Raw genomic sequence first — 20,793 nt, forward strand, 5'->3', positions numbered from 1 at the left:
GCTTCGGCGGGTTCTTGATGTTGGGCGGATTCTTGAAGTTGAGGTCGGACCCGTTCTTCAGGAAGTTGTTGTCGTAGCCCTTGACGATGTCCTTCGCGAATTTGTCGAAGACGCTCGTCAGGAAGCCGGCGGCGGCGCCGAACGCGGCCGACTTGAGGATGTCCTTCCAGTCGAAGCCGTCGGGGCGGCGGCCGTTGGGGGCGAAGTTCATCATCGCCAGCCGGACCGCGAAGGTGGTGAAGGCCTCGGCGAACGCCTCGGTCAGCGAGGGCGCGATGTGCAGGCGCTGCAGCAGGTGGCTCAGCGTGGTGAGGATCATGAACCGGCTGCGCAGCTTGGCCATCATGATCTGGCTGGCCGAGGCGCCGCCGGTGAAGAAGGACATCGCCAGGTAGATGGCGATCTCGATGAGCAGCCGGATGACCTCGGCGATGACCTGCCACTTGGACTCCATGATGTCCATGGAGGTCTTGCGCCGGCCCTCGGCGATCTTGTCGAGCTGCTCGGCGAAGTCGCGCAGGTAGTTCTTGCCGCCGTCGTCGATGAGCATGCCCATCGCCTTGCCGTACGACTTCGCCAGGTCGTCCGGCATGACCTGGGCGATGTCGTGGATCGACTTCTCGATCAGCGAGGACATCCTGTTGAGCTTGCGGCCCAGGCCGGAGTACGGCTGGCGGCTGTCGTAGGCGAGATCCTCGTCGGCGTCGATGAGCTTCTCACCGGTGAGGATGAAGAGCATCGCGTTGACCTCGGGCGACGCCATCATGCTCATCGTGGGCCGCCCCGGTGGTCACGCGGGCACGCCTGAACGGCCGCTCCCGGCACGAGGCGGGAGCGGCCGGCGGAGCGCGGGTCAGCGGCGGCCATGCCCGCCGGTGCCGTTGCCGTCCAGGCCGTGGGTGTCGAGCTCCCTGTTGTTCTGCTCGATGGCCTCGATGTTGCCGTCACGGGTGGTCTTCATCAGGCGGACCTGGCTGACCGTGGCGTCGGTGATGCCCACCAGCGCGTCGCGGATGGACATCATCGTCTCCTTGGTGGTCTGCCGCTCCTTCTGCTCCTGCGGCTTGGCCTTCTCCGCGAACTCGCCTTCGGTGCCGGGCCACTTGACGGTGGGGGCCAGCTCGTCGAGGAACTCCTCGGTCATGCTCCTGGCCAGGCTGCCGATCTCCTCCAGCTGCCCGGCCAGGGCCTCGATGCGCTGCGGGTCGACGTAGTAGCGCTCGCCCATGGTCAGTCCTCCCCGTCCTCGCCGAGCGCGTCCCGCCAGGCGGGGGTGGCCTGGCCGCCGCGCGCCGTGTCCTCGTCGTCGTCCTGCAGGACCTCGGGGCCGAAGATCCGCTCCCAGTCCAGCTCGAAGCCCTTCAGCTCCGGCACGTTGCTGCTCGGTTCGGTGAAGGGCGCCATCGCCTTCATCACGTGCCGGTTCATCTTCACGCGTGCCGCGTTCGCCGCCTCCAGGACGCTGGCGGCCAGCTCCTGGGGGGACATGTCACGGTACTTGTTCTCCAGGAACTCGATCCTGGTCAGCTCGCCCTGCGGGCCCACGCTCGCGCGGACCGCGCGGTCGGAGGAGAGGACGGCGAACGACGCCTGGCGCAGCTCGCGTTCGGTGCGCGCGAGGCCCTCCTGGGCGGCCTGGAGTTCGGCCATCGCCTTCTCCAGACGCTTCTCCAGCGGCTCCGTCACGTCCGCTCCCCCTTTCTCCGTGGGTCCCCGCAGCTGACCGGTGGGACAACTGCTGTGCTGATCTTGCCTGGTGAGGGCCCGGTTACGGAAGCCGGAACCGGGTGGGATTCGTCTCTCCTCGGTGGTCGTGCCGGGTTCGCGCCGCGGTCACCGGCCGATGACGGCCGGGGTGCCGCCCTCTTCGGTGCCCCACACGTCCTCGTCCTCCTCCAGGTAGTCGGCGGAGCTGGTGACCCTGCGGCCCGGCTCCGTCTCCTCCTGGGTGGAGTCGCCGTTGCCGCCGGTGGTGTTGACCCGGGACGGCGCGAGGAAGGTGTCGTTGTCCTCCTGGCGGTTCCACGGGCTGCGCCGGCGGCGGTTGCGCCGCTCGCTCTCCTCGGCGGCGTCGACCAGGACGGAGCGCACCCGTTCGCCGTTGCCCTTGTCGCCGCCCGCGCCCATGCCGCCCGCGCCGCCGCCCATCGGCATGCCGGGGCTGCCGGGCATGCCGGGGGCGCCCGGGGKGCCGGCCGCGGGGCCGGCCGCCGCGGCGGCGGTCAGCGGGGAGCCCGCGCCGTCCGAGAGGGGGGCGACGCCGTTGCCCTGGAAGTCCGAGGACAGGGAGTCCGTGCCGGAGAGGCCGCCGTAGGACCCGCCGCCGGAGCCGCCGCCCAGGCCCAGTTCGGAGAGCGGCACGTCGCGGGAGGTGGTGCCGCCGCCGCTGCCACCGCTGCCGCCGAGGCCGTCCAGGTCCAGGTCGCCGACGCCGTTGAGGTCGCCCAGGCCGTCGAGGACGGACCTGTCGTTGTCGAGGGACGAGTTGAGGTCGTGCAGGTCCACCGTCTCGGTGCGGCCCTGCGGGTCGGTGACGGTGGCGATGCCGGTGTCCGGGTCGATGACCTGCTTGCTGCCGTCCGGGAAGGTGGTGGTCAGCTGGCCGTTGTCCAGGCTGGTGAAGGAGCCGTCCGAGTTGGCGATCCGCGCGCCGTGGGTGAGGTCGGCGGTCGTGGTGTTGCCGTCCGCGTCGGTGGTGGTGAGCATTCCGTTGTCCGGGTCGAACGTGGACGTGCTGCCGTCCTCGAACGTCGTCATGAAGTCGCCGTTGTCGTCGAGCTGGACCTCGCCGCCGGTCGGGGTCTCCAGGGCGGACCCGTCGCTGTTGAGGTCCCCGAGGTCGCCGAGCGACTCGGTGGTGATGTCGTTCAGGTCGTCCAGGCTGTTGTTGAGGTCGTTCAGGCCGTTGAGGTCGCTCTGGCTGTTCTGGCCGTTGAGGTTGCCCAGGTTGTCCAGGTCCTCGGTCGTGGTGGTGCCGTCCGGGTCGGTGGTGACCGCCTGGCCGGTCGACGGGTCCACGGTCTGGGTGGTGCCGTCCGGGAAGGTGGTCGTCAGCTTCCCGTCGTCGCCCAGCGAGGTCACCGAACCGTCGGGGTTCGTCACCTTCAGGCCGTCGCCCAGGTCCTGCGTGGTGACGGTGCCGTCCGGGGAGGTGCTGGTGAGCATCCCGCTGTCGGGGTCGAAGGAGGTGCTGCTGCCGTCGGGGAAGTCGGTGGTGAGCTCGCCCGCGTTGTTCAGCTGGGTGCTGGTGCCGGTCGGGCCGTCGAGCACGCCGTCGCCGTTGAGGCTGCCGTTGAGGTCGGTGAGGCTGCCCAGGTCGGTCGTGGTGGTCGAGCCGTCCGGGTTGGTGGTGATCGCCTGGCCGGTGGCGGGGTCGACGGTCTGGGTGGTGCCGTCCGGGAAGGTGGTCGTCAGCTTCCCGTCGTCGCCCAGCGAGGTCACCGAACCGTCGGGGTTCGTCACCTTCAGGCCGTCGCCCAGGTCCTGCGTGGTGACGGTGCCGTCGGGCGACGTGGTGGTGAGCATCCCGTTGTCGGGGTTGAAGGAGGTGCTGCTGCCGTCCGGGAATTCGGTGGTGAGCTTGCCTCCGTCGGCCTGGGTCTTGCCGCCGGTCGGGGTGTTGAGGGCGCCGCCCCCGCCGTTGATGCCACCGAGGCTGCCGAGCTGCTGGGTGACCGGGCCCAGGTCGGTCTGGCCGTTGCCGGTGCCGTTGATGTCGTCGATGGTGCCCGGGCTCTCGGTGGTGACCGCGTTGTTCTGGTTCAGCAGGTCGTCGAGGCTGTCGAGGTTCTCCGTGGTGACCGCGTTGGGGTCGTTGAGCGCGCTGTTGGGGTCGTTGATCCCGCCGAGGCTCTCCTCCACCGCCTTGGCCTGCTCCTCGGCCTCGCGCTTGGCCGCCTCCTGCTCCGCCTTCTGCTCGGCGCGCAGCTCGTCCGCGTACTTCTTGTCCTCGTCGCGCTGCTGGTTCTGCTCGTTGCGCAGCTCTTCGGCCTCGCGCTTGGCCTCGTCCTGCTCGGCCTTCTGCTCGTTGCGCAGCTCGTCCTGGTACTTCTTGTCCTCTTCGCGCTGCTGGTTCTGTTCCTCGCGCAGTTTGTCGGCCTCGCGCTTGGCCTCGTCCTGCTCCGCCTTCTGCTCGGCGCGCAGCTCGTCCTGGTACTTCTTGTCCTCTTCGCGCTGCTTCCGCTGCTCCTCCCGCAGTTCCTCCTGGTACTTCTTGTCCTCCTCGCGCTGCTTCTCCTGCTCGGCGCGCAGCTCGTCCTGGTACTTCTTGTTCTCCTCGTTCTGCTTCTTGATCTCCTCCTTCTCCTTCTCGGCCTGCTGCTTCTCGTACTCCTCGGAAGCCGTGCTGGTCGACTTCGGCTTGGGCACGTTCTCCGAGAAGTCCTCGCCGAGTTCGAGGAAGTGGTTGTTCAGGTTGGACTGCACCGTGGCGGCGGGCTTGCTCAGGTACTCCTCGACGCCCTGGCTCCAGATCTTGACCGCCTTGTCGCCGACCTTGGCCCAGTTGGCGATGTCGGTCAGGTCGCCGTACTCGGGGTGCGTCTGGGTGAAGCCGCCCTGCGGGCTGTGCCGGACGGTGGTGGTGTAGCGGTAGGTGGTGGACGTGATCTTCGTCTTGGCGACGTTGTTGGCGTCCACCCACTGGGCGAGGTCGTCCAGGACGTAGCGCAGCACCTGGTGCGGGTCGTAGTACGGGGACTTGGCCCAGGCGAGCCAGGCGTCCAGCAGCTTGCTGGCGGAGTCCTCCAGGTACTTGCGGCCCAGGGAGAGGGCACGGGAGTACACCGTGTTGCCGGTGCCGGTCTCGTCGCCGGTGCCGGCCGAGGAGTCGAAGGTCTCGATGTAGGCGTCGTAGTTCTCGCGGATCTTCTTGATCAGGCTGCGGAAGACTTCCGCGGCCTCGCCCTTCCAGCTCGCGTCGTCCTTGCCGAAACGGTCCTCCCAGTCCTTCAGGACCACCTGGTGGTCCCGGAAGAACTTGGCGGCGTAGTCGAAGGACTCACCGGTCCTGTTGAAGGAGCTCAGGTCGACCGCGTCGCTGCCGCCCACGCCCAGGTTGCTGAAGCGCGCGTTCTGGGTGCCGCCCCGCAGCAGCTCCAGGAGCGCCGTCCGCGGCCCGTTCATGTACCGGGCGAGCGGGATGGTGGACATCTTGTCCTTGTTGTAGTCCGTGAACTCGTTGCCCTCACGGACCTGGGCGTCGTTGACGTTGTCGGAGCCGGGGGCGGCGAAGATGATCTCCTCGCCGGCCTTCACGCGGCCCTCGAACACGATCCGGGCCTGCCTGATCGACGTCTTCTTGCCGCCGTCGAAGAAGAAGATGTCGTAGTCCTCGCCGGTGTTGGTCAGGAACCCGGAGTCCTTGACCATCAGGCTGAGGCTGCGCTCCTTGATGTCCATCCGGAAGAGCTTGCCGCCGTGGTCGGAGCGGAGCGTGTCGAAGATGGTGCTGCGGTCCGGCACGGGATAACCGGTGATGTGCTTGACCAGGGTGGCCCAGGTGTCACTCGACGGGTCGCCGGCGTTGTCGAACTTGTCGAGGTTGGTGCCGGAGTTGGGGTCGTAGCGATCGGCCACCGGGCGCCCTTTCTGGTCGGTTGTCGTCCGCACCGGCACACCGTGTCTTCGTACGGGTGCGCGGGCGTGGGTGTCTTACGGGACGCGCCGGTCGGCCGTGGCCACCGCCGGCGCGGGCGGGGTCAGTCGTCTTCCTCTTCCGTGCCGCCGGCGGTGAGGGTGTCGACCTCTTCGAAGGTCTGCAGCAGAGTCTGCGCGTCGATCGAGTCCAGGTTCTTGTTCTTGGTCTTGTTCGCTTCCTCGATGGTGTCCGTCAGGGCCTCCTTCAGTTCCTTGAAGAGGTCCATCTGGTCGCCCAGCAGCTTGTCGATGGCCTCCGCGGTGGTGCGGATGCCCTCGATCAGCTTCGGTCCCGACACCAGGGGCTCGGTGGCCATCTTGCCGATGCGCAGGAGCTGCTGGTTCTGGTCGAGGTTGTCCGCGGTGGTGTGCCCGTCGACGAGGTGCCCGAGCGGGCGGATGGTGGACCCGTCGCCCTCTTCGCGGTGCTTCTTGGCGGCGGTGTAGACCGGCGACACCTCGTTGTCCCGGAAGTTCTCCATCTGCTTGAGGTCGAAATGCTTGACGTCGGCCTTTTCACCGGCCATGGGACGATCTCCTGCTGCTGGGTTCCGGACGGGTGGGAGGAGCGGGACGGCTCCGGGGGGCGGGAGCCGTTGCCTCAACCGCCCGCATGGGGCCGCCATGCGGGCGGTTCGGCGCCTGGGTACTACCTGCGCGTGACGCCGGGCCCCGCCCTCAGGACGGAGGGGTGCCCCGGGACAGGCCCTGGGACCAGAACCCTAGCGGGCCCGTACGTTGCCCCAGTTGTCGGCGCTCCTGCGCTCGTCACGGGAGTGGTTGTCGTGGATGGTCCGGATCAGCTCGCCGTTGTCGCCGAGGAGCCGCGCCATGTTCTTGGTGGCGTTGTCCCACTCCGCCTGGACCACGCGGTACTGCTCCTGGTCCGCACCTTCCCAGGTGTTGACGAGCGGCTTCAGCTCGTCCTCCAGGTTGTTGAGGGTGGTGATGATGACCTGGGTCTGCTCCATCAGTTCCTCGATGGCCTGCTGGACCTTGGGGTACTGCACGTCAATGATGCCGTCGGCCATGACGTCTCCTCTCGAAGGCGGGCACGGGGCCCGGGAAGCTCACGAAGACCGGTTCACCGAAGTGCCCCGGTACCGCGACGGGTTCAGCTCAGTGCTTCGAAGACGCCCTGGCTGGTCTTGCTGTTCAGGATCTCGGTGAGGTCCTGGTTCTCCTTCGCCAGGCGGTTGGCGGAGGTCACGTTCTCCTGGAGCGCGTCGATCATCGTGCTGATCTGGATGACGACCTTCTGCGCCTCGGCGTTCCAGCTGCGGAAGAGCTTCAGCAGGGCCTGGCCCTCGTCGCCGCCGACGCCGGACCGCGCGGCGATCTCGGAGACGTTGTTCTGGGTCTTCTCGACCTGGTCGCGAGCCGTCTCCAGGGAGGAGACACCTCCCAAGCCCTTGGCATAGTCAGCTTTCCTTGCGGCGCTGTCCGCCATGTCACGCTCCCTTCGTTCAGGCGCGTCTCGTCGCACCGTTGCCCGCTGAGGCTAAAGAGAAAACAGGGTTCCGCGCAACGCGTGCAGGAAAGATGTGGGCAACAACCGGTTCGGTAGAATTCGCCTGTATGCCGCCGGAGTTGTGCGAACGTTGCGGCGGGATGAACAGGGGCGCCGCACCTGCGGGGGAAACGGGCGCGAACCCCCGCGCAGCACCCGCGAAACGGGCGCGAAGCGGGCACGCGAAGAGACCGAACGGTCACGGAGGAGAACCGCGCCGGGTTTTTTGCGTACCCCTACGGTATTCAACGGGCGTAGACCGCCGATAAGTCTGAGCTTCTTCTGAGGTTTCCCGCGAGTAACCTTCTCCATGATGCCGTACGGCGGCGGCGACTTCATGCCGCCACCGCCGAGTTCGGCTCCGCCTTTACCTCCACGACTTCTTTTCTTTTTTCTTTTTCCCGGGCGCCGCGGGCGTTCCCGCCGCGATCGTCACGTGGTGTCAGTTCTGTGCCGCTGCGCCCGCCGTGACCGCTTCGCCCCCGTTGCCGGCCTCCTCGACCTCCCCGGCTCCCTCGGCCTTGTCGGTCTTCTCGGCCTTCTCGGTCTTCCCGTCCTTGTCCGTCCGGCCCGCGGTGCCGCACTGCGGAGCCGTCACCTTCGGCTCCGTGGCACCGGTGGCGGCATTCGCGTCGAGGTCCGCGCCGGTCGGGAAGGCCGCGAGCAGGGGGGCCGGGACGGACGCGATGTCCCCCGCCTTGTACCCCAGTGCCCCCAGCGACTCCTTGGCGGACACCCGGTACTTCACGCCGTTCTCCGCCACCAGGTAGGTGGTTCCGGCGTGCGCGGCGCCGCTCGCGTGCAGGGCCCGCACCAGGGCGCCGTGCCCCGGCCGCACCACCGTGGCGTCCGTCGGGACGCAGGCCGGCTCCAGCGGCTCCGAGGTGCCCTGGGACACCGCGACGGGCGTGAGCTGGGCGAGCGGGACCAGGACCGACCTGATTCGTACGCCGCCGTCGTCGCCGTCGACCTGCGCGCAGAGCGCCATGCCGCGCTCCGTGGACTGCGGCAGGGGCGGCGCGTCCGGCAGCTCCGCGGACGCGGTGGCGTCGGCGCCGTCGGCCCGGTGCTCGCGCAGCGCGTCCGCGCCGACCGTGCGCACCTCGGGCGACTGCCCCTGGTAGGCGTCCTTCTGGGTGGCCGGGTCGCCGAGCACCAGGGCGGCGCCGAGCCGGGTCAGCGGCACCAGGCCGTCCTCGCGCAGCAGGTGGTAGGTGCTGCCGCCGCCGGGCACGCTGACCTTGAACAGCTGGCCGATCCGGCTGGCCTCACCGCCGAGGGTGGGGCCCTTGCCGCCGCGCCCCGGCACCGCGGGCGGCTTCAGGGCGGGGCCGGGGGCCAGCGCGTCGAGGAAGGCCGCCGAGACCGGCATCGGCTTCTGGGAGCCGTAGCCGAGGGCGTTGCGGGCGTCGGAGGCGCGGTCCAGCGGCAGCCTGCTGCCCCGCCACACCAGGTACTCGGTGTCGTCGGGGCCGCTGACCAGCACACCGCGGTCGCGGCCGATGCCGCGGGAGTCCAGGGACATCCCGGCCGCCACGGTGGTGGCCCCCGGCGCGTCCACCCCGGTGGTCGTCACGACACCGGAGGTGTTGGGCAGGGCCCCCTCCGGTCCGGTGACGCACATGTGCCAGGCGCCGTCGTCGAGCTGGCCGGGCTCGGGCACGGCGTCGGGGGCGCCCGGGATGCCGACCGGGGCACCCACCGGGACGCCCCGCAAGGAGGGGGTGCGCACGTCGGCGGTCGGGAGGTCGGAGCCGCCGATCAGCTTGGCCGAGGCGTAGTTGCGCACCGGGTGCAGTACGCCGTCGGTGCCGGTCCACAGGTACCGGGCGCCGGTGTCGCGGTTGACCACCAGGTGCTCGCCGTCGCGCCAGCCGTCGTTGCCGCCGGGACGCAGCAGGCCGTAGACGGTGGCGCCCGCGCCGATCAGCACGGTGACCAGCACACCGAAGACCACACCCCGGGTGGTGCGCCCGAGCGGGCTCTCCGGGGCGTCCGGGTCGGCCATCAGCAGGCTCGAACTGAGCCTGCCCATCAGGAACGTGTGGGCGTGTACCTGGTCTCGTTTGGACTGCACGGCCTCTCCTCAACTCCTTCTCGTGCCGCGACGTGGGGGTGTGCTCAGCCGAACAGGCCGCGCAGCCAGCCGAAGAGGCCCGCCGCCCAGAGGGCGAGCGGCAGCAGCGCGACCGCGAGGCCGGTGTGCGCCAGCTCGGCCGCGCGGCCCCAGTACGGCAGCATCCGGCGGCCGGGCACCGTCCAGGCGGCGATCACCAGCGAGGCGGCGGCGCCGAGCAGCACCGCGAAGACGATCACGCGCAGGTCGCCGCCGTCGTCCACCGCCCAGGCGCGGGCGAGCAGCAGCAGGCCCAGGACGCCGGGCACGGCGAGGGTCAGCCGCTGGCCGATGTGCACCAGGCCGCGGCTGTGCAGGAGCAGCAGCAGGCTCAGCCCGACGGAGGTCAGCACCTCGGGCAGGTTCGGGCCGTGGGTCAGGACGACCAGGGCGGCCACGGCGACGGTGCCGGTGGCGGCGAAGAGCGCGGTGACCCAGCGTCCGGCCAGTTCGGTGCGCTCGGCGACCTCGTCGCCCGCGTAGGGCTCGATGCCCTCCTGGAGCTGGGCGGCGGAGGACGGCAGCGAGGGCAGCCGCATCCCGGCCAGCTTGAAGGCGAACGGTGCCACCGCTCCGGCGGCGAGGGCGACCACGGTCGCCACGAGCGCGGCCGAGGCGGGCACGGACAGGCCGGAGTACCCCATGAGGGCGCCGGTGAGAGCGGTCGCCACCGAGACGATCGCGGTGGTGAAGAGGGCCGGGGCGCCGACCGCGGTGGCGGCGAGCGCGAGGACCGCGCCGCCCGCACCCGCGGCGCCGGCGGCGAGCAGCCGGGCGCCCACGACCTGGGCCGCGTCCGGGCCGGTGAGGTCGCCGCCGGGCAGCAGCCAGCCTGCCAGGGCCAGACAGGGTGCGACCAGCAGGGCGAGGGCGGTCGCGGAGACGCGGTCGCCGACCGCGCGGCTGGCCGAGCCGGCGCCCGCGAGCAGCAGCAGCCCGGTCACCGCCGCGAAGGCGACCTGGCGGGAGCCGGAGGCGGTCGCCCCCGGCCAGAGCACCAGGGCCAGGCCGGCCGCCACGGTCGCCACCGCGGCGCCGACCAGGAGCCCGCGGGCCGCGTCGGGGTGCCAGGTGTGCAGTTTGCGGGCCGCGGTGTCGGCTATGCCGTCCACCAGGTCGTCGAGCCGCGCCTCGGGCAGGGCCTCGGTGTGCGGGCGCAGATACAGCACGGCTCCGTCGGCCAGCCCGGCGCGGGCGAGGGTGGTCTCCTCGTCGAGCGGGGCGTCGCCGAGCTGCTGGAGCACCCAGCCTGCGTGGTCGAGACCGGCTTCCTCGGCTTCCTCGCCGACGTAACGCAGCAGCGTGGGCAGCAGATCGGCGACCGGCACGTCGGCGGGTACGGCCAGATCGACGGAGACGCTCGGCGCACGTACGGTCAGGCGGCACAGTTCGGCCACAGCGCTGTCGGTCATCAGCTGAACTCTCGTCTTCCGTGGGGGCTTTGACAGGAGGACTTCCCCGGGAGGGGGACCTGCGAAGGGTACGGAAGGCCGGCGCGGCCAGGAACGGGGGGTACTGGGCAGGAGAATTGTGTCCGCGCCGCCGGCGACCGCCTCTCCCACGTGGACAGGTCGCGTTCCGTGAATGCAGACTACTGCCTACGCCCGGCGGATCGTGTTGCGGACCGGACTCATTGTCCGGTCCGGAGTTCTCCTTCACGGGAGTTGCCCGTCCGCGCTATCCGCCCGAAACATTCACCCCGGCGTTCGCGGCCCGACGCGGGCACCGGAGAATCGGCCCGGTACGGTCTTTCCCGCTGCCGGGTGCGCCGGTATTCGGTGCGGGCCGGAAAGTCAGTGAAACCGGAGGTTTCGTTCCTTGAGTGTGGTGCTGTTTCGCCGGCCGGCCCGCAGACGCGGACCGGAGATGCCCGAGGGTCATTTGACCCTGCAGGAGCCACCGGTCCTCGCCGAGACGGTGCCCGACACCTCGGCGATATGGACCTATTTGCCGATGGCGCTGATGTCGGTGTCGATGATGCTGATGTTCCTGCGCCCCGGCGGCGGGAACGGCGTCTTCATGTACCTGGCGATGGGCGTCATGGCGCTCTCCGCCGGTGCCATGCTGCTGGGGCAGCTGATGCGCCGCTCCAGCGAGCGCAAGCAGCGCCTGAAGGGCGAACGCCGCGACTACCTCCGCTACCTGGCGCAGATGCGCAAGCGGGTCCGCTCCACCATCGTGGAGCAGCAGCGGGCGCTCGCCTGGCGCCACCCGGACCCCGCCTCGCTGCGCTCGCTGGCCCGCACCTCGCGCCTGTGGGAACGCCGTCCGAGCGACGAGGACTTCGGCGAGGCCCGGCTCGCGGTCGGCGAGCAGCAGCTCGCGCTGACCCTGGAGCCGGTCTCGACCCGCCCGGTGGAGGACCTGGAGCCGCTCACCGCGCACGCCCTGCGCCGCTTCATCCGCGCCTACTCGACCGTGCCCGACCAGCCGCTGGGCCTGTACCTGCGCTCCTCGGCCCGGATCCTGGTGCGCCCCGAGGGGGCCGCCGACCAGCCGTCCGCGGACCAGTCGGCCGCCGAGGCGACCGTCCCGCCGAGCGGGGAGCTCGGCGCGGCCCGGTCCGAGGCCGCCGCTCCGCTGCCGGACCCGACCGACGCCGTACGTTCCCTGGTGCGCGCCGCGCTCGGCCAGCTCGCGGTGTTCCACGCGCCCGAGGAGCTGTGGCTCGCGGTCTGCGTCAGCGACGAGCGGCGGCCCGACTGGGAGTGGGTCAAGTGGCTGCCGCACGCCCTGCACCCGCACGAGGAGGACGGCGCCGGGCAGGTCCGCCGGATCACCGCCGACCTCACCGAGCTGGACGACCTGCTCGGCGCGGAGTTCGCCGAGCGGCCCGGGTTCGACCCGGACGCCCGGCCCGGCCGTGACGAGCCCTACACCGTGATCGTCCTGGACGGCGTCACCGTCCCCGAGGGGCACCGCTGGGAGGGGCACGGCTACCGCAACGCCGTGGTCCTCGACGTCTCCGGGTCGCTGCGCTGGCGGCCGGGCCGCAACACGCTGCGCCTCACCGTCGGCGCCGACCGGGTGAACCTGGTGCGCACCGACCGCAGCCGCAAGGAGCGTTCCGTCGCGCTCGGCCGTCCGGACCGTCTCGGTACGCTCGGCGCGGAGTCGCTGGCCCGGCTGCTCACCTCCCGCCGGATCAGCCTGGGCACCGACATCGCGCAGCCGCTGGACGCCGACGTCGAACTGACCACGCTGCTCGGCATCCCCGACCTGCACCGGCACGACCCGGCCACCCTCTTCGCCCGGCACAGCGGCTCCGCCCGGCTGCGGGTGCCGGTGGCGGTCGGCGTGGACGGGCGCCCGGTGGAGCTGGACATCAAGGAGTCCGCCCAGGGCGGCATGGGCCCGCACGGCATGCTCATCGGCGCCACCGGCTCCGGCAAGAGCGAGCTGCTGCGCACCCTCGTCCTCGGCCTCGCGCTGACCAACTCCTCCGAGACCCTGAACTTCGTCCTGGTCGACTTCAAGGGCGGTGCCACGTTCCTGGGCCTGGAGGAGCTGCCGCACACCTCCGCGGTCATCACCAACCTCGCCGACGAGGTGGCCCTGGTGGAGCGCATGCAGGACGCCCTGCACGGCGAACTCATGCGCCGCCAGGAACTGCTGCGCGCCGCGGGCAACTACACCTCCGCCCTGGAGTACGAGCGGGCCCGTGCCGCGGGGACCGACCTGACCCCGCTGCCCAGCTTGTTCGTCGTGGTCGACGAGTTCAGCGAGCTGCTGTCCACGCACCGGGAGTTCATGGACCTGTTCGTGATGATCGGCCGCCTCGGCCGCTCCCTCGGGGTGCACCTGCTGCTCGCCTCGCAGCGCCTGGACGAAGGCCGTATGCACCAGTTGGAGAGCCATCTCTCCTACCGGGTCGGCCTGCGCACCTTCTCCGCCATGGAGAGCCGCGGCGTGCTCGGCGTGCCGGACGCCTACGAGCTGCCGGCCCAGCCCGGCAGCGGTTACCTGAAGTCCGGTGTGGAGTCGCTGACCCGGTTCCGTGCCGCGTACTCCTCCGGCACCTACCGGCGGCGTACCGGCGCGGTGGTGCAGGCCCGGGTGGCCAGCCAGGTGGTGCCGTGGACCAGTGGCTGGGTCGTGCCGCGCACGCTGGAGGCCGCCCCCGAACCGGAGCCGGAGACGAAGGAGGGCGACGAGGAGGAAGAGACGCTGCTCGCCGTGGCCCTCGACCGGCTGCGCGACTCGGGTCCCGCCGCCCACCAGGTATGGCTGCCCCCACTGGACGAGCCCTCGCCGCTGGACGTGCTGCTGCCCGGCGGCCTCACCGTCGACCCCGAGCGCGGCCTGACCGCCGCCGGCTGGGGCGGCACCGGCAAGCTGCGCGTTCCGGTCGGCCTGGTCGACAAGCCCTTCGAGCAGCGCCGCGACCCGCTGGTGGTGGACCTCTCCGGGGCCGGCGGCCACGTCGCCATCGCGGGCGGTTCGCAGAGCGGCAAGTCCACGCTCACCCGCACCCTGATCGGTGCGCTCGCCCTCACCCACACCCCCGCCGAGATCCAGTTCTACTGCCTGGACTTCGGCGGCGGCGGTCTCTCTCAGCTGGCCGCGCTCCCGCACGTCGGCGGTGTCGCGGCGCGGCTCAACCCGGAGCGCGTGCACCGGGCGGTCGCCGAGGTGATGTCCCTGCTCGCCCGGCGCGAGCAGTTCTTCGTCGACCACACCATCGACTCCATGCAGTCCTACCGCCGCCGCCGTGCCGCCGGGGAGTTCCCCGATGAGCCCTTCGGCGACGTGTTCATGGTGGTCGACGGCTGGTCCACGGTCCGCCAGGACTACGACGACCTGATCGCGAAATTCAACGAACTCGCCGCGCGGGGCCTCAACTACGGCATCCACCTGATCATCACCACCACCCGCTGGGTGGAGCTGTCCGCGCAGGTCCGCGACCAGTCGGCCACCCGCCTGGAACTGCGGATGGGTGACCCGATGGACTCCGAGATCGACACCCGCAAGGCCCGTTCGGTGCCGCGCAGCGGTGGCCGCGGCATCACCGCCGACACCAAGATGCACTTCCTCGCCGGGCTGCCCCGGCTGGACGGCAGCGGTTCCCTGGAGGACCTCGGCGAGGGTGTCACCCACCTGGTCACCAAGGTCTCGCGGAACTGGCCCGGCGCGCCGGCCCCGCAGGTGCGGATGCTGCCGCACCGGCTGCCGGCCACCGAGGTCCCGGCGCCCGAGGCCACCGAGGGCGGCGGCATGCGCATGCCGCTGGGCATCGACCAGGACGCGCTGGAACCGGTCTGGCACGACTTCAGCCGCACCCCGCACCTGATCGTGGTGGGCGACACGGAGAGCGGCAAGACCAACCTGCTGCGCAACGTGACGGCGGGCATCACCGCCCGCTACTCCCCCGCCGAGGCGAAGATCATCGTGGTGGACTACCGCCGCACCCTGGTGGACACCGTGCCCGAGGAGTACCGCATCGGGCACGTGATCTCCCTGGACAACCTCAAGGAGACCATCGAGGGCGCGGCCCGGGCGCTGAAGACCCGTGTCCCGGGCGCCGACATCGCCCCCAGCCGCATGCGTCAGTGCGACTGGTGGACCGGCCCGCGCCTGTTCATCCTGATCGACGACTACGACATGGTCTCCGGCAGCTCGTTCCAGAGTCCCCTGGAGCCGCTGTTCGAGTACCTGACGCTGGGCTTCGAGATGGGGCTGCACCTGGTGGTCGCCCGCAGCGCCATGGGCGCGGGGCGCGGTCTCAGCGACGGCCTGATCCGCCGCCTGGACGAGGCCAACAACCCGGCCGTCCTGCTGTCCTGCCCGCCCACCGAGGGCAGCCTGTTCGGCAACACCAAGCCCCGCAACCTCCCGCCGGGCCGCGCACTGCACATAGCCCGCCGCAAGGCGAAACTGATGCAGACGACCCTGGTGGAACCTCAGCCCCAGGCGGACTGAGCAGAACGAAAAGCAGTGGGGGCCACCGGAGGTGGCCCCCACTGCTTTTCAGGGGCGCGGGGCTGTGACATGTGCGGCTCCGCCGCGTGGGCGCGCCCAGCCCCCACCGCCCCGCAGCCGACGAACCCTCAGTCCCCGTCGGATCTCGTCGGTGCCGCTGCGGGGCGGGTCGGGGGTGGCGGCGGCCACCACCAGCGCGCCCGCCTCGCGCGCGTCGGCGACGGCGCGGGTCAGTTCCGCGTCACGGCGCGGCAGGGCCACCGCGACCACGATGACCTCGGCCTTCGCCGCGATCGCCGCGCGCACCGCCGTCACCACCAGGCCCGTGCTCGGCTGTCCGTTGGTGTCGGTGCCGCGCAGGGCCAGGATCTTAGCGGCCGGGGCGACACCGGTCAGGCGTGCGCTCCCCTTGCCGTTCCCGGCGATCAGTCCGGCCAGGAAGGTGCCGTGCCCGACGCAGTCCTGGGCGGCCGCGCCCTGGGCGGTGACCCGGTCGTCGAGTCCGGTGGCGTCCGGTACGACACCGGTGTCGATCAGCGCGACGGTCACGCCCGCACCGGTGCTGTACCCGTGCAGCCGGTCCAGGTCCAGGCGCTGGCGGGACCAGTCCTGCTTCTTGGCCTTCTCCTTCGAGGCGGGGGTGCAGGTCGGCCCGTCGCCGTCCGCGGCGAGCGCGGAGGGCATGCCGGGCAGTTCCTGGCCCTTCCCGTCGGCCGCGGGCGGGCCGGCCGCGGGGGCCGCCTGCGCCGGGACGGCGGTGGGCAGCAGCAGCGCGGCGGCGAGGCCGGTGCCGGACAGCAGGCGGGCGACCCCGCGGGCGTACGTACTCATCGTGCCGCCTTCGGTGCAGCGGACGCGACGTCCTCGGGGAGGAGGATGCGCAGATCGTCCAGGGTGGGTGTGGCCAGCGAACTGAGCCGTCTCGCCTGCCGGGTGACCATCGACTCGACCACCTGGCGGGCCAGGCGGGCGTTGCCGAAGGAGCGGTCCCGGGGCACGGAGTCGAAGTACTCCTTGAGGAGCGGCCCGGTGCCGGCGCCGCACTCGTACCCCATGCTCGTCGCCTGGGCGCGCACGATGGTGACCAGTTCCTCCGAGGAGTAGTCGGCGAAGCCGATCCGGCGCGGGAAGCGGGAGGACAGGCCCGGGTTGGAGGCGAGGAAGCGCTCCATCTCGTCGGTGTAGCCGGCGACGATGACGACGACCTCGTCGCGGTGGTCCTCCATCAGCTTCAGCAGGGTGTCCACGGCCTCCTGGCCGAAGTCGGCGCCGCCGCCCTTCGGGGTGAGGGTGTACGCCTCGTCGATGAACAGCACGCCGCCGCGGGCCTTCTCGAAGACCTCGCGGGTGAGCTGCGCGGTGTGGCCGATGTAGCGGCCGACCAGGTCGGCGCGGGCCGCCTCGATCAGCTGGCCCCGTTCGAGGATGCCGAGCTGGGTGAGGATCTCCCCGTACAGGCGCGCCACGGTGGTCTTGCCGGTACCGGGCGGTCCGGTGAAGACCAGGTGGTTGCTGAGCGTGGGCACCGGCAGTCCGGCGGCGGCCCGGTGGCGGGCGGTGGTGATGAGGTTGACCAGGTCCGCGACCTCGCGCTTCACCTCGGCCAGACCGATCATGTCGCCGAGGCGGGTCAGCGGGTCGTCGGCCGGGGCCGCGGTCTCGGTGGCCTGCGCGGCGGCGGCGACGGACACGTCCTCCGGCAGCAGCAGCCGCAGGTCGTGCTCACCGACCGTGGGCAGGGAGGCGAGCCGGACCGCCTGCCGGTCCACCATCTCCTCGAACACCCCGCGCGCGGCACGGCCGTTGCCGAACCCGCTGTCGCGCGGCATCGCCTCGAAGTGCGCGGCCAGCGCCGCCGCGGTGCCCTCGCCCAGCTCGTACTGGTGCTGGGCGCACATGTTCTCCATGATGGCGACCAGTTCGGGCACCGAGTAGTTCTCGAACTCGACGGTCCGCGAGAAGCGGGAGGCCAGGCCCGGGTTGGAGCCCAGGAAGGACTCCATCTCGCGCGAGTAGCCGGCCGCGACCACCACCACGTCGTCGCGGTGGTCCTCCATCAGCTTCAGCAGGGTGTCGACGGCCTCGCGGCCGAAGTCGGCGCCGCCGTTGCCGCTGTCCGAGGAGAGGGTGTACGCCTCGTCGATGAACAGCACGCCGCCGAGCGCCCGCTGAAAGGTCTCGGTGGTCTTGATCGCGGTGCCGCCGACGACCTGGGCGACCAGGTCGGCGCGGGAGACCTCGACCAGGTGCCCGCTGCGCAGCGAGCCCAGTTCGGCGAGGATCGACCCGTAGAGGCGGGCGACGGTGGTCTTACCGGTGCCGGGCGGGCCGGCGAAGATGAGGTGGCGGCTCATCGGCGGGGCCGACATGCCGAGCTGCTCACGGCGCTGGGCGAGCTGGGTCAGGTTGACCAGCGTACGCACCTGCTGCTTGACGTTCTCCAGGCCGATCAGCGCGTTCAGCGCGCCGAGCGGGCCGTCCGCGCGGTCCGGCGGGGGCGCGTCCGCGGCGCCGGAGCCGGCCGGGTCGGTGTTCTCGGCGCTGCCGGAGCCCCAGGCGTCCCGCTTGCCGTTGCCGGTGCTGTTCAGGCCGTCCACGGCGAGCCGGTCGCCGGGCGTGGTCTGCACCAGGCCGCCGCCCTCGTTCTCCCGGGCGAGGCAGTTCACCAGGGAGACCGGCGCGGTGGACTCCACCCGGAAGCCGTCCTGGGCGCCGCCGGAGACCTCGCAGCCGCTGAGCGAGGCGAGCGCGCCCTCGCGGAGCAGGAAGCCGTGGCCCTTGGAGGCGTGCACGGTGGTGCGGTTGGCGGTCAGTTCGCCGCCCCCGGCCACGATCACGCCCTCCTCGCCGGATATCTCGACGCGGAAGTCGCGGACGGTGACGTTGCCGCCGTCCTCCACGACCAGGCCGCTGGTGGCGGTGTCGGAGACCCCGCCACCGGCCAGGTAGAGGGTGCTGCCGGAGGCCACGCGGACACCCGCGCCCTTCGGCCGGACGATCTCGCAGTCCTCGACCCGGCCGCGGGCGTCCTTGGCCGTCGAGATGCCGTCGCCCGAGGGTTCCACCAGCCGGGCCCGGCGCAGCAGCGGGTTGGCCCCGCCGCGCACCGAGATGGCGGGCGCGCCGCCGATGACCTCCAGGTGGTCCAGCTCCGCCGCCGAGTCCTCTTCGAGCAGCAGCCCGGTCTGGTCGCAGTCGCGGACCGTCAGGCCGGTCAGCGCCGGTGAGGACGCTCCGGCGACCCGCAGCGCGGCGCCCTGCGCGCCGTCCACCCAGCAGTCCTCGAAGGTGCCGCGCGCCCGGTCGGTGACCAGCACGCCGTGCCCGCGGGTGCGCGAGACGCGGCAGCGGCGCAGGACCGGGTCGGTGCCCTGGGCGAGCGTGATGCCGTTGCCGGAGGCGCCGGTGACGCGGACGTCCTCCAGCGTCGTGCGGCCGGAGCTGCTCAGGTGCACGCCGGTGCTGGTGTCGTGCACGACGGTGCGGACCACCGAGAGGGAGCAGTTCTGTTCCAGGGCGATGGAGGGCTTGTCGGTGGAGGAGATGTCGCAGTCCTCGACCGTGCCGCGGGAGTCGCCGTTGGCGAGCAGGCCGTTGCCACGGGCGTCGCGCACCGTGCAGCCGCGCACCCGGGCCTCGCCCTGCTCGGCGAGGACCAGGCCGCTGGTGCCCAGGTGCTCGAAGGTGCAGGACTCCACGGTGGTGGGCGTGGTCGAGGTGACCACGATGCCCGCGCCCTGCGAGTTGCTGATCCGGCACTCCCGCAGCGCGAGCGAACCCGTGCCGCCGGCCAGCATCGCGGTCCACGCGGCGCCGATGATCTCGCAGCCGTCGAGCGCGGCCTGCCCGCGCCGCACGTCCACGGCCGGCAGCTCGGCGTCGCCGCCGCGCAACGTCACTTCGGAGAGCATCACGGCGTCGGCGCGCAGCGCGATCACGCTGCCCGAACGCGGGCGGATCTCCACCGTTCCCCGCCCTTCGGCGGCGGTGAGGGTGACCCTGGTGTTGATCACCAGGTTCTCCGCGTACGTCCCCGGCGCGACGCTGATGAGTGCGCCGGTCCGGGCAACCGCGAGTGCCTCACCGATCGTCCGGTAGCGGTCCCGGTCCCCCGGACCGACCGTCAGTACCTGGCGCGACACGCACCAACCTCCTTGCCACGGGGGCGTCTGCAACGAACGCCCCCGTCCGCCGGGAGCGTGTGTCGGCGAGCCGACGGTGCCATCATGCCCCGCCCGCGGCGCGGACGGGTATCGGGGAGTGCTGCTCCCGGGGTGCGGGCGTCGTCCTCAGACGCTCCACTTCTGGTTGTCGGTGCCCGCGCAGCTCCACAACTGCAGCCAGGCCCCGCTGTCCCGGTTGTTGTCCTTGATGTCGACGCACTTGCCGACGACGGTGTTGACCAGGTCGTGGCGCTCGTTCAGGACGAACTTCTGGGCGTCGTTGCCGCTGCACCGGGCGATCTGGATCGGGGTGCCGTCGTTGTAGTTCGCGTTGGCCACGTCCAGGCACAGTCCCTGGATGCGGACGGTGCTGTCGGAGGCGAACCGCCACTTCTGCGCGACGCCGCCGTTGCAGTCCCACACGAACAGTTTCTTGCCGTCGCCGAAGTCGGCGCCCGGTACGTCGATGCAGCGGCCCGAGAGGTGACTGCGCAGCGAGACGGGGGCGCCGAGGGTCACGCCCGAACCGGACTTCACCGGCTGGTCCTTGCCGCCGTCGTCCTTCGCGCCGCCCTTGTCCGCCTTGTCGGTCTTGCCGCTCCCGCCGCCGTCCTGCTTCTTCGGCCGGTCCTTGCCGCTGCCGTCCTTGGATCCGCCGCCGTCCTCGTCCTTCGCGGAGGCGGAGGTTCCCGCGGCCGGCTTCTTCTCCTTGTCCGCGGACTTCTTCGCGGCGGAGGCCGAGGGGCTGGTGTCGGGGGTGGCCGCCGCGAACTCGCCCGGCTCCTCCTGCCCGTCGCCACCGAGCACGGTGCCCGCCGACACCGGTCCCCTGCGGTCCTCCTCGTCGTTGCCGCCGAGCATCAGCAGCGGCACCGACACGAGGAGCGCGCCCGCGACCGCCGCTCCGGCCAGCACGGCCCGGCCCGGGCGTCCGACCGGTCCGGCCTCCTGCCGCGGCCGGTCGATCGCGGTCGCGGTCATGGTCCGTACGAGCGCGGGGAGCCGGCTCTGGGCGGCCGCGGCGGCGCCGGGGTCCGCGCCGGACTCGGTGTCGGCGCCGACTTCGGTGTCGGTGTCAGTGCCTGCGGGTGCGGACGGGGCGGGTGTGGCTGACCCGGTGCCGGGCCCGGCCTCGGTGGCCTTCGCCTCGGTGGACTCGGTCCGTGCGGGCCGGGAGGCGGCTCCGGACGCGGACCCTGGCTCGGTGGCCTTCGCCTCGGCGGACTCGGTGGTCTTCGCTTCGGTGGGCCCGGTGGTCTTCGCCCCGGTGGGCCCGGTCGGCTCGGCGGAGCCGGCCGGTGCGGTCGCGGCCGTCGCCCCGCCCTCCGGCTTCGACGAGGTGCCCGGGGAGGCGGAGGGTCGCTGGTCCGGACGGGTCATGTGGTCCTCCCTGTGGTGTGGGGCCAGGGGGCGGGGGAGTCGTCGTCCCGGTGCGCGTCCTCGGAGGG

The 20,793-nt window shown here is 71.6% G+C and carries 12 protein-coding genes and 1 pseudogene; 1 reads left to right on the forward strand and 12 read right to left on the reverse strand.

Annotation, left to right across the window (positions count from 1 at the left end; genetic code table 11):
• The 9 genes from FGF04_RS39890 to eccD form a co-directional block, all read right to left on the reverse strand.
• Positions 1-772 (reverse strand): WXG100-like domain-containing protein (locus tag FGF04_RS39890; protein WP_456340024.1); only part of this gene is annotated, 772 nt, incomplete at its 3' end.
• Between the two features lie 81 nt (positions 773-853).
• The gene (locus FGF04_RS03505; protein WP_149509718.1) at positions 854-1,228 is read right to left on the reverse strand and encodes a hypothetical protein; all 375 of its coding nucleotides are present in this window, start codon (positions 1,226-1,228) and stop codon (positions 854-856) included.
• 2 nt (positions 1,229-1,230) lie between these two features.
• On the reverse strand, positions 1,231-1,686 hold the full coding sequence (locus FGF04_RS03510; RefSeq protein ID WP_149509719.1) for a YbaB/EbfC family nucleoid-associated protein: 456 nt from the start codon (positions 1,684-1,686) through the stop codon (positions 1,231-1,233).
• Between the two features lie 147 nt (positions 1,687-1,833).
• Positions 1,834-5,577 (reverse strand): AAWKG family protein, encoded by a 3,744-nt coding sequence (locus FGF04_RS03515; RefSeq protein ID WP_149509729.1) that lies wholly within the window; start codon positions 5,575-5,577, stop codon positions 1,834-1,836.
• 122 nt (positions 5,578-5,699) lie between these two features.
• Positions 5,700-6,164 carry a type VII secretion system-associated protein gene (locus FGF04_RS03520; protein WP_149509720.1) on the reverse strand — a complete coding sequence of 155 codons (465 nt, stop codon included), beginning with the start codon at positions 6,162-6,164 and terminating at the stop codon, positions 5,700-5,702.
• Positions 6,165-6,359: 195 nt separating this feature from the next.
• Complete coding sequence (locus tag FGF04_RS03525) at positions 6,360-6,668, reverse strand: WXG100 family type VII secretion target (RefSeq protein WP_149509721.1); 309 nt, start codon at positions 6,666-6,668, stop codon at positions 6,360-6,362.
• An 83-nt stretch (positions 6,669-6,751) separates the two neighbouring features.
• Complete coding sequence (locus FGF04_RS03530) at positions 6,752-7,087, reverse strand: hypothetical protein (protein ID WP_149509722.1); 336 nt, start codon at positions 7,085-7,087, stop codon at positions 6,752-6,754.
• A gap of 502 nt (positions 7,088-7,589) precedes the next feature.
• A complete protein-coding gene (gene eccB, locus FGF04_RS03535; protein WP_149509723.1) occupies positions 7,590-9,224 on the reverse strand; it encodes a type VII secretion protein EccB in 1,635 nt (544 codons plus the stop codon).
• A gap of 44 nt (positions 9,225-9,268) precedes the next feature.
• Complete coding sequence (eccD, locus tag FGF04_RS03540; RefSeq protein ID WP_149509724.1) at positions 9,269-10,675, reverse strand: type VII secretion integral membrane protein EccD; 1,407 nt, start codon at positions 10,673-10,675, stop codon at positions 9,269-9,271.
• 454 nt (positions 10,676-11,129) lie between these two features.
• Between eccD and eccCa the strand changes: the two genes are divergently transcribed.
• Positions 11,130-15,182: a type VII secretion protein EccCa gene (gene eccCa / locus FGF04_RS03545; protein WP_149509725.1), complete on the forward strand. Its 4,053-nt coding sequence runs from the start codon at positions 11,130-11,132 to the stop codon at positions 15,180-15,182.
• 141 nt (positions 15,183-15,323) lie between these two features.
• Here the strand turns inward: eccCa and FGF04_RS03550 are convergent.
• The 3 genes and pseudogenes from FGF04_RS03550 to FGF04_RS41615 all read right to left on the reverse strand — a co-directional run.
• A pseudogene (locus FGF04_RS03550) lies at positions 15,324-16,013 on the reverse strand (S8 family serine peptidase); the annotation flags it as partial.
• Positions 16,010-19,324: a right-handed parallel beta-helix repeat-containing protein gene (locus tag FGF04_RS03555; RefSeq protein WP_149509727.1), complete on the reverse strand. Its 3,315-nt coding sequence runs from the start codon at positions 19,322-19,324 to the stop codon at positions 16,010-16,012. The gene FGF04_RS03555 and the pseudogene FGF04_RS03550, both read right to left, overlap by 4 nt.
• Before the next feature lie 147 nt (positions 19,325-19,471).
• Positions 19,472-20,725: a ricin-type beta-trefoil lectin domain protein gene (locus FGF04_RS41615; RefSeq protein WP_149509728.1), complete on the reverse strand. Its 1,254-nt coding sequence runs from the start codon at positions 20,723-20,725 to the stop codon at positions 19,472-19,474.
• Positions 20,726-20,793: the final 68 nt, after the last annotated feature.

Source organism: Streptomyces apricus, assembly GCF_008369065.1.
GTDB classification, from domain to species: Bacteria; Actinomycetota; Actinomycetes; order Streptomycetales; family Streptomycetaceae; genus Streptomyces; species Streptomyces apricus.

Excerpts from the sequence above, each read along its gene's own strand:
- FGF04_RS03505 (WP_149509718.1), bottom strand. The coding sequence starts at position 1,228 with ATGGGCGAGCGCTACTACGTCGACCCGCAGCGCATCGAGGCCCTGGCC.
- FGF04_RS03520 (WP_149509720.1), bottom strand. The coding sequence starts at position 6,164 with ATGGCCGGTGAAAAGGCCGACGTCAAGCATTTCGACCTCAAGCAGATG.
- FGF04_RS03525 (WP_149509721.1), bottom strand. The coding sequence starts at position 6,668 with ATGGCCGACGGCATCATTGACGTGCAGTACCCCAAGGTCCAGCAGGCC.
- FGF04_RS03530 (WP_149509722.1), bottom strand. The coding sequence starts at position 7,087 with ATGGCGGACAGCGCCGCAAGGAAAGCTGACTATGCCAAGGGCTTGGGA.
- eccD (WP_149509724.1), bottom strand. The coding sequence starts at position 10,675 with ATGACCGACAGCGCTGTGGCCGAACTGTGCCGCCTGACCGTACGTGCG.
- eccCa (WP_149509725.1), top strand. The coding sequence starts at position 11,130 with ATGCCCGAGGGTCATTTGACCCTGCAGGAGCCACCGGTCCTCGCCGAG.
- FGF04_RS41615 (WP_149509728.1), bottom strand. The coding sequence starts at position 20,725 with ATGACCCGTCCGGACCAGCGACCCTCCGCCTCCCCGGGCACCTCGTCG.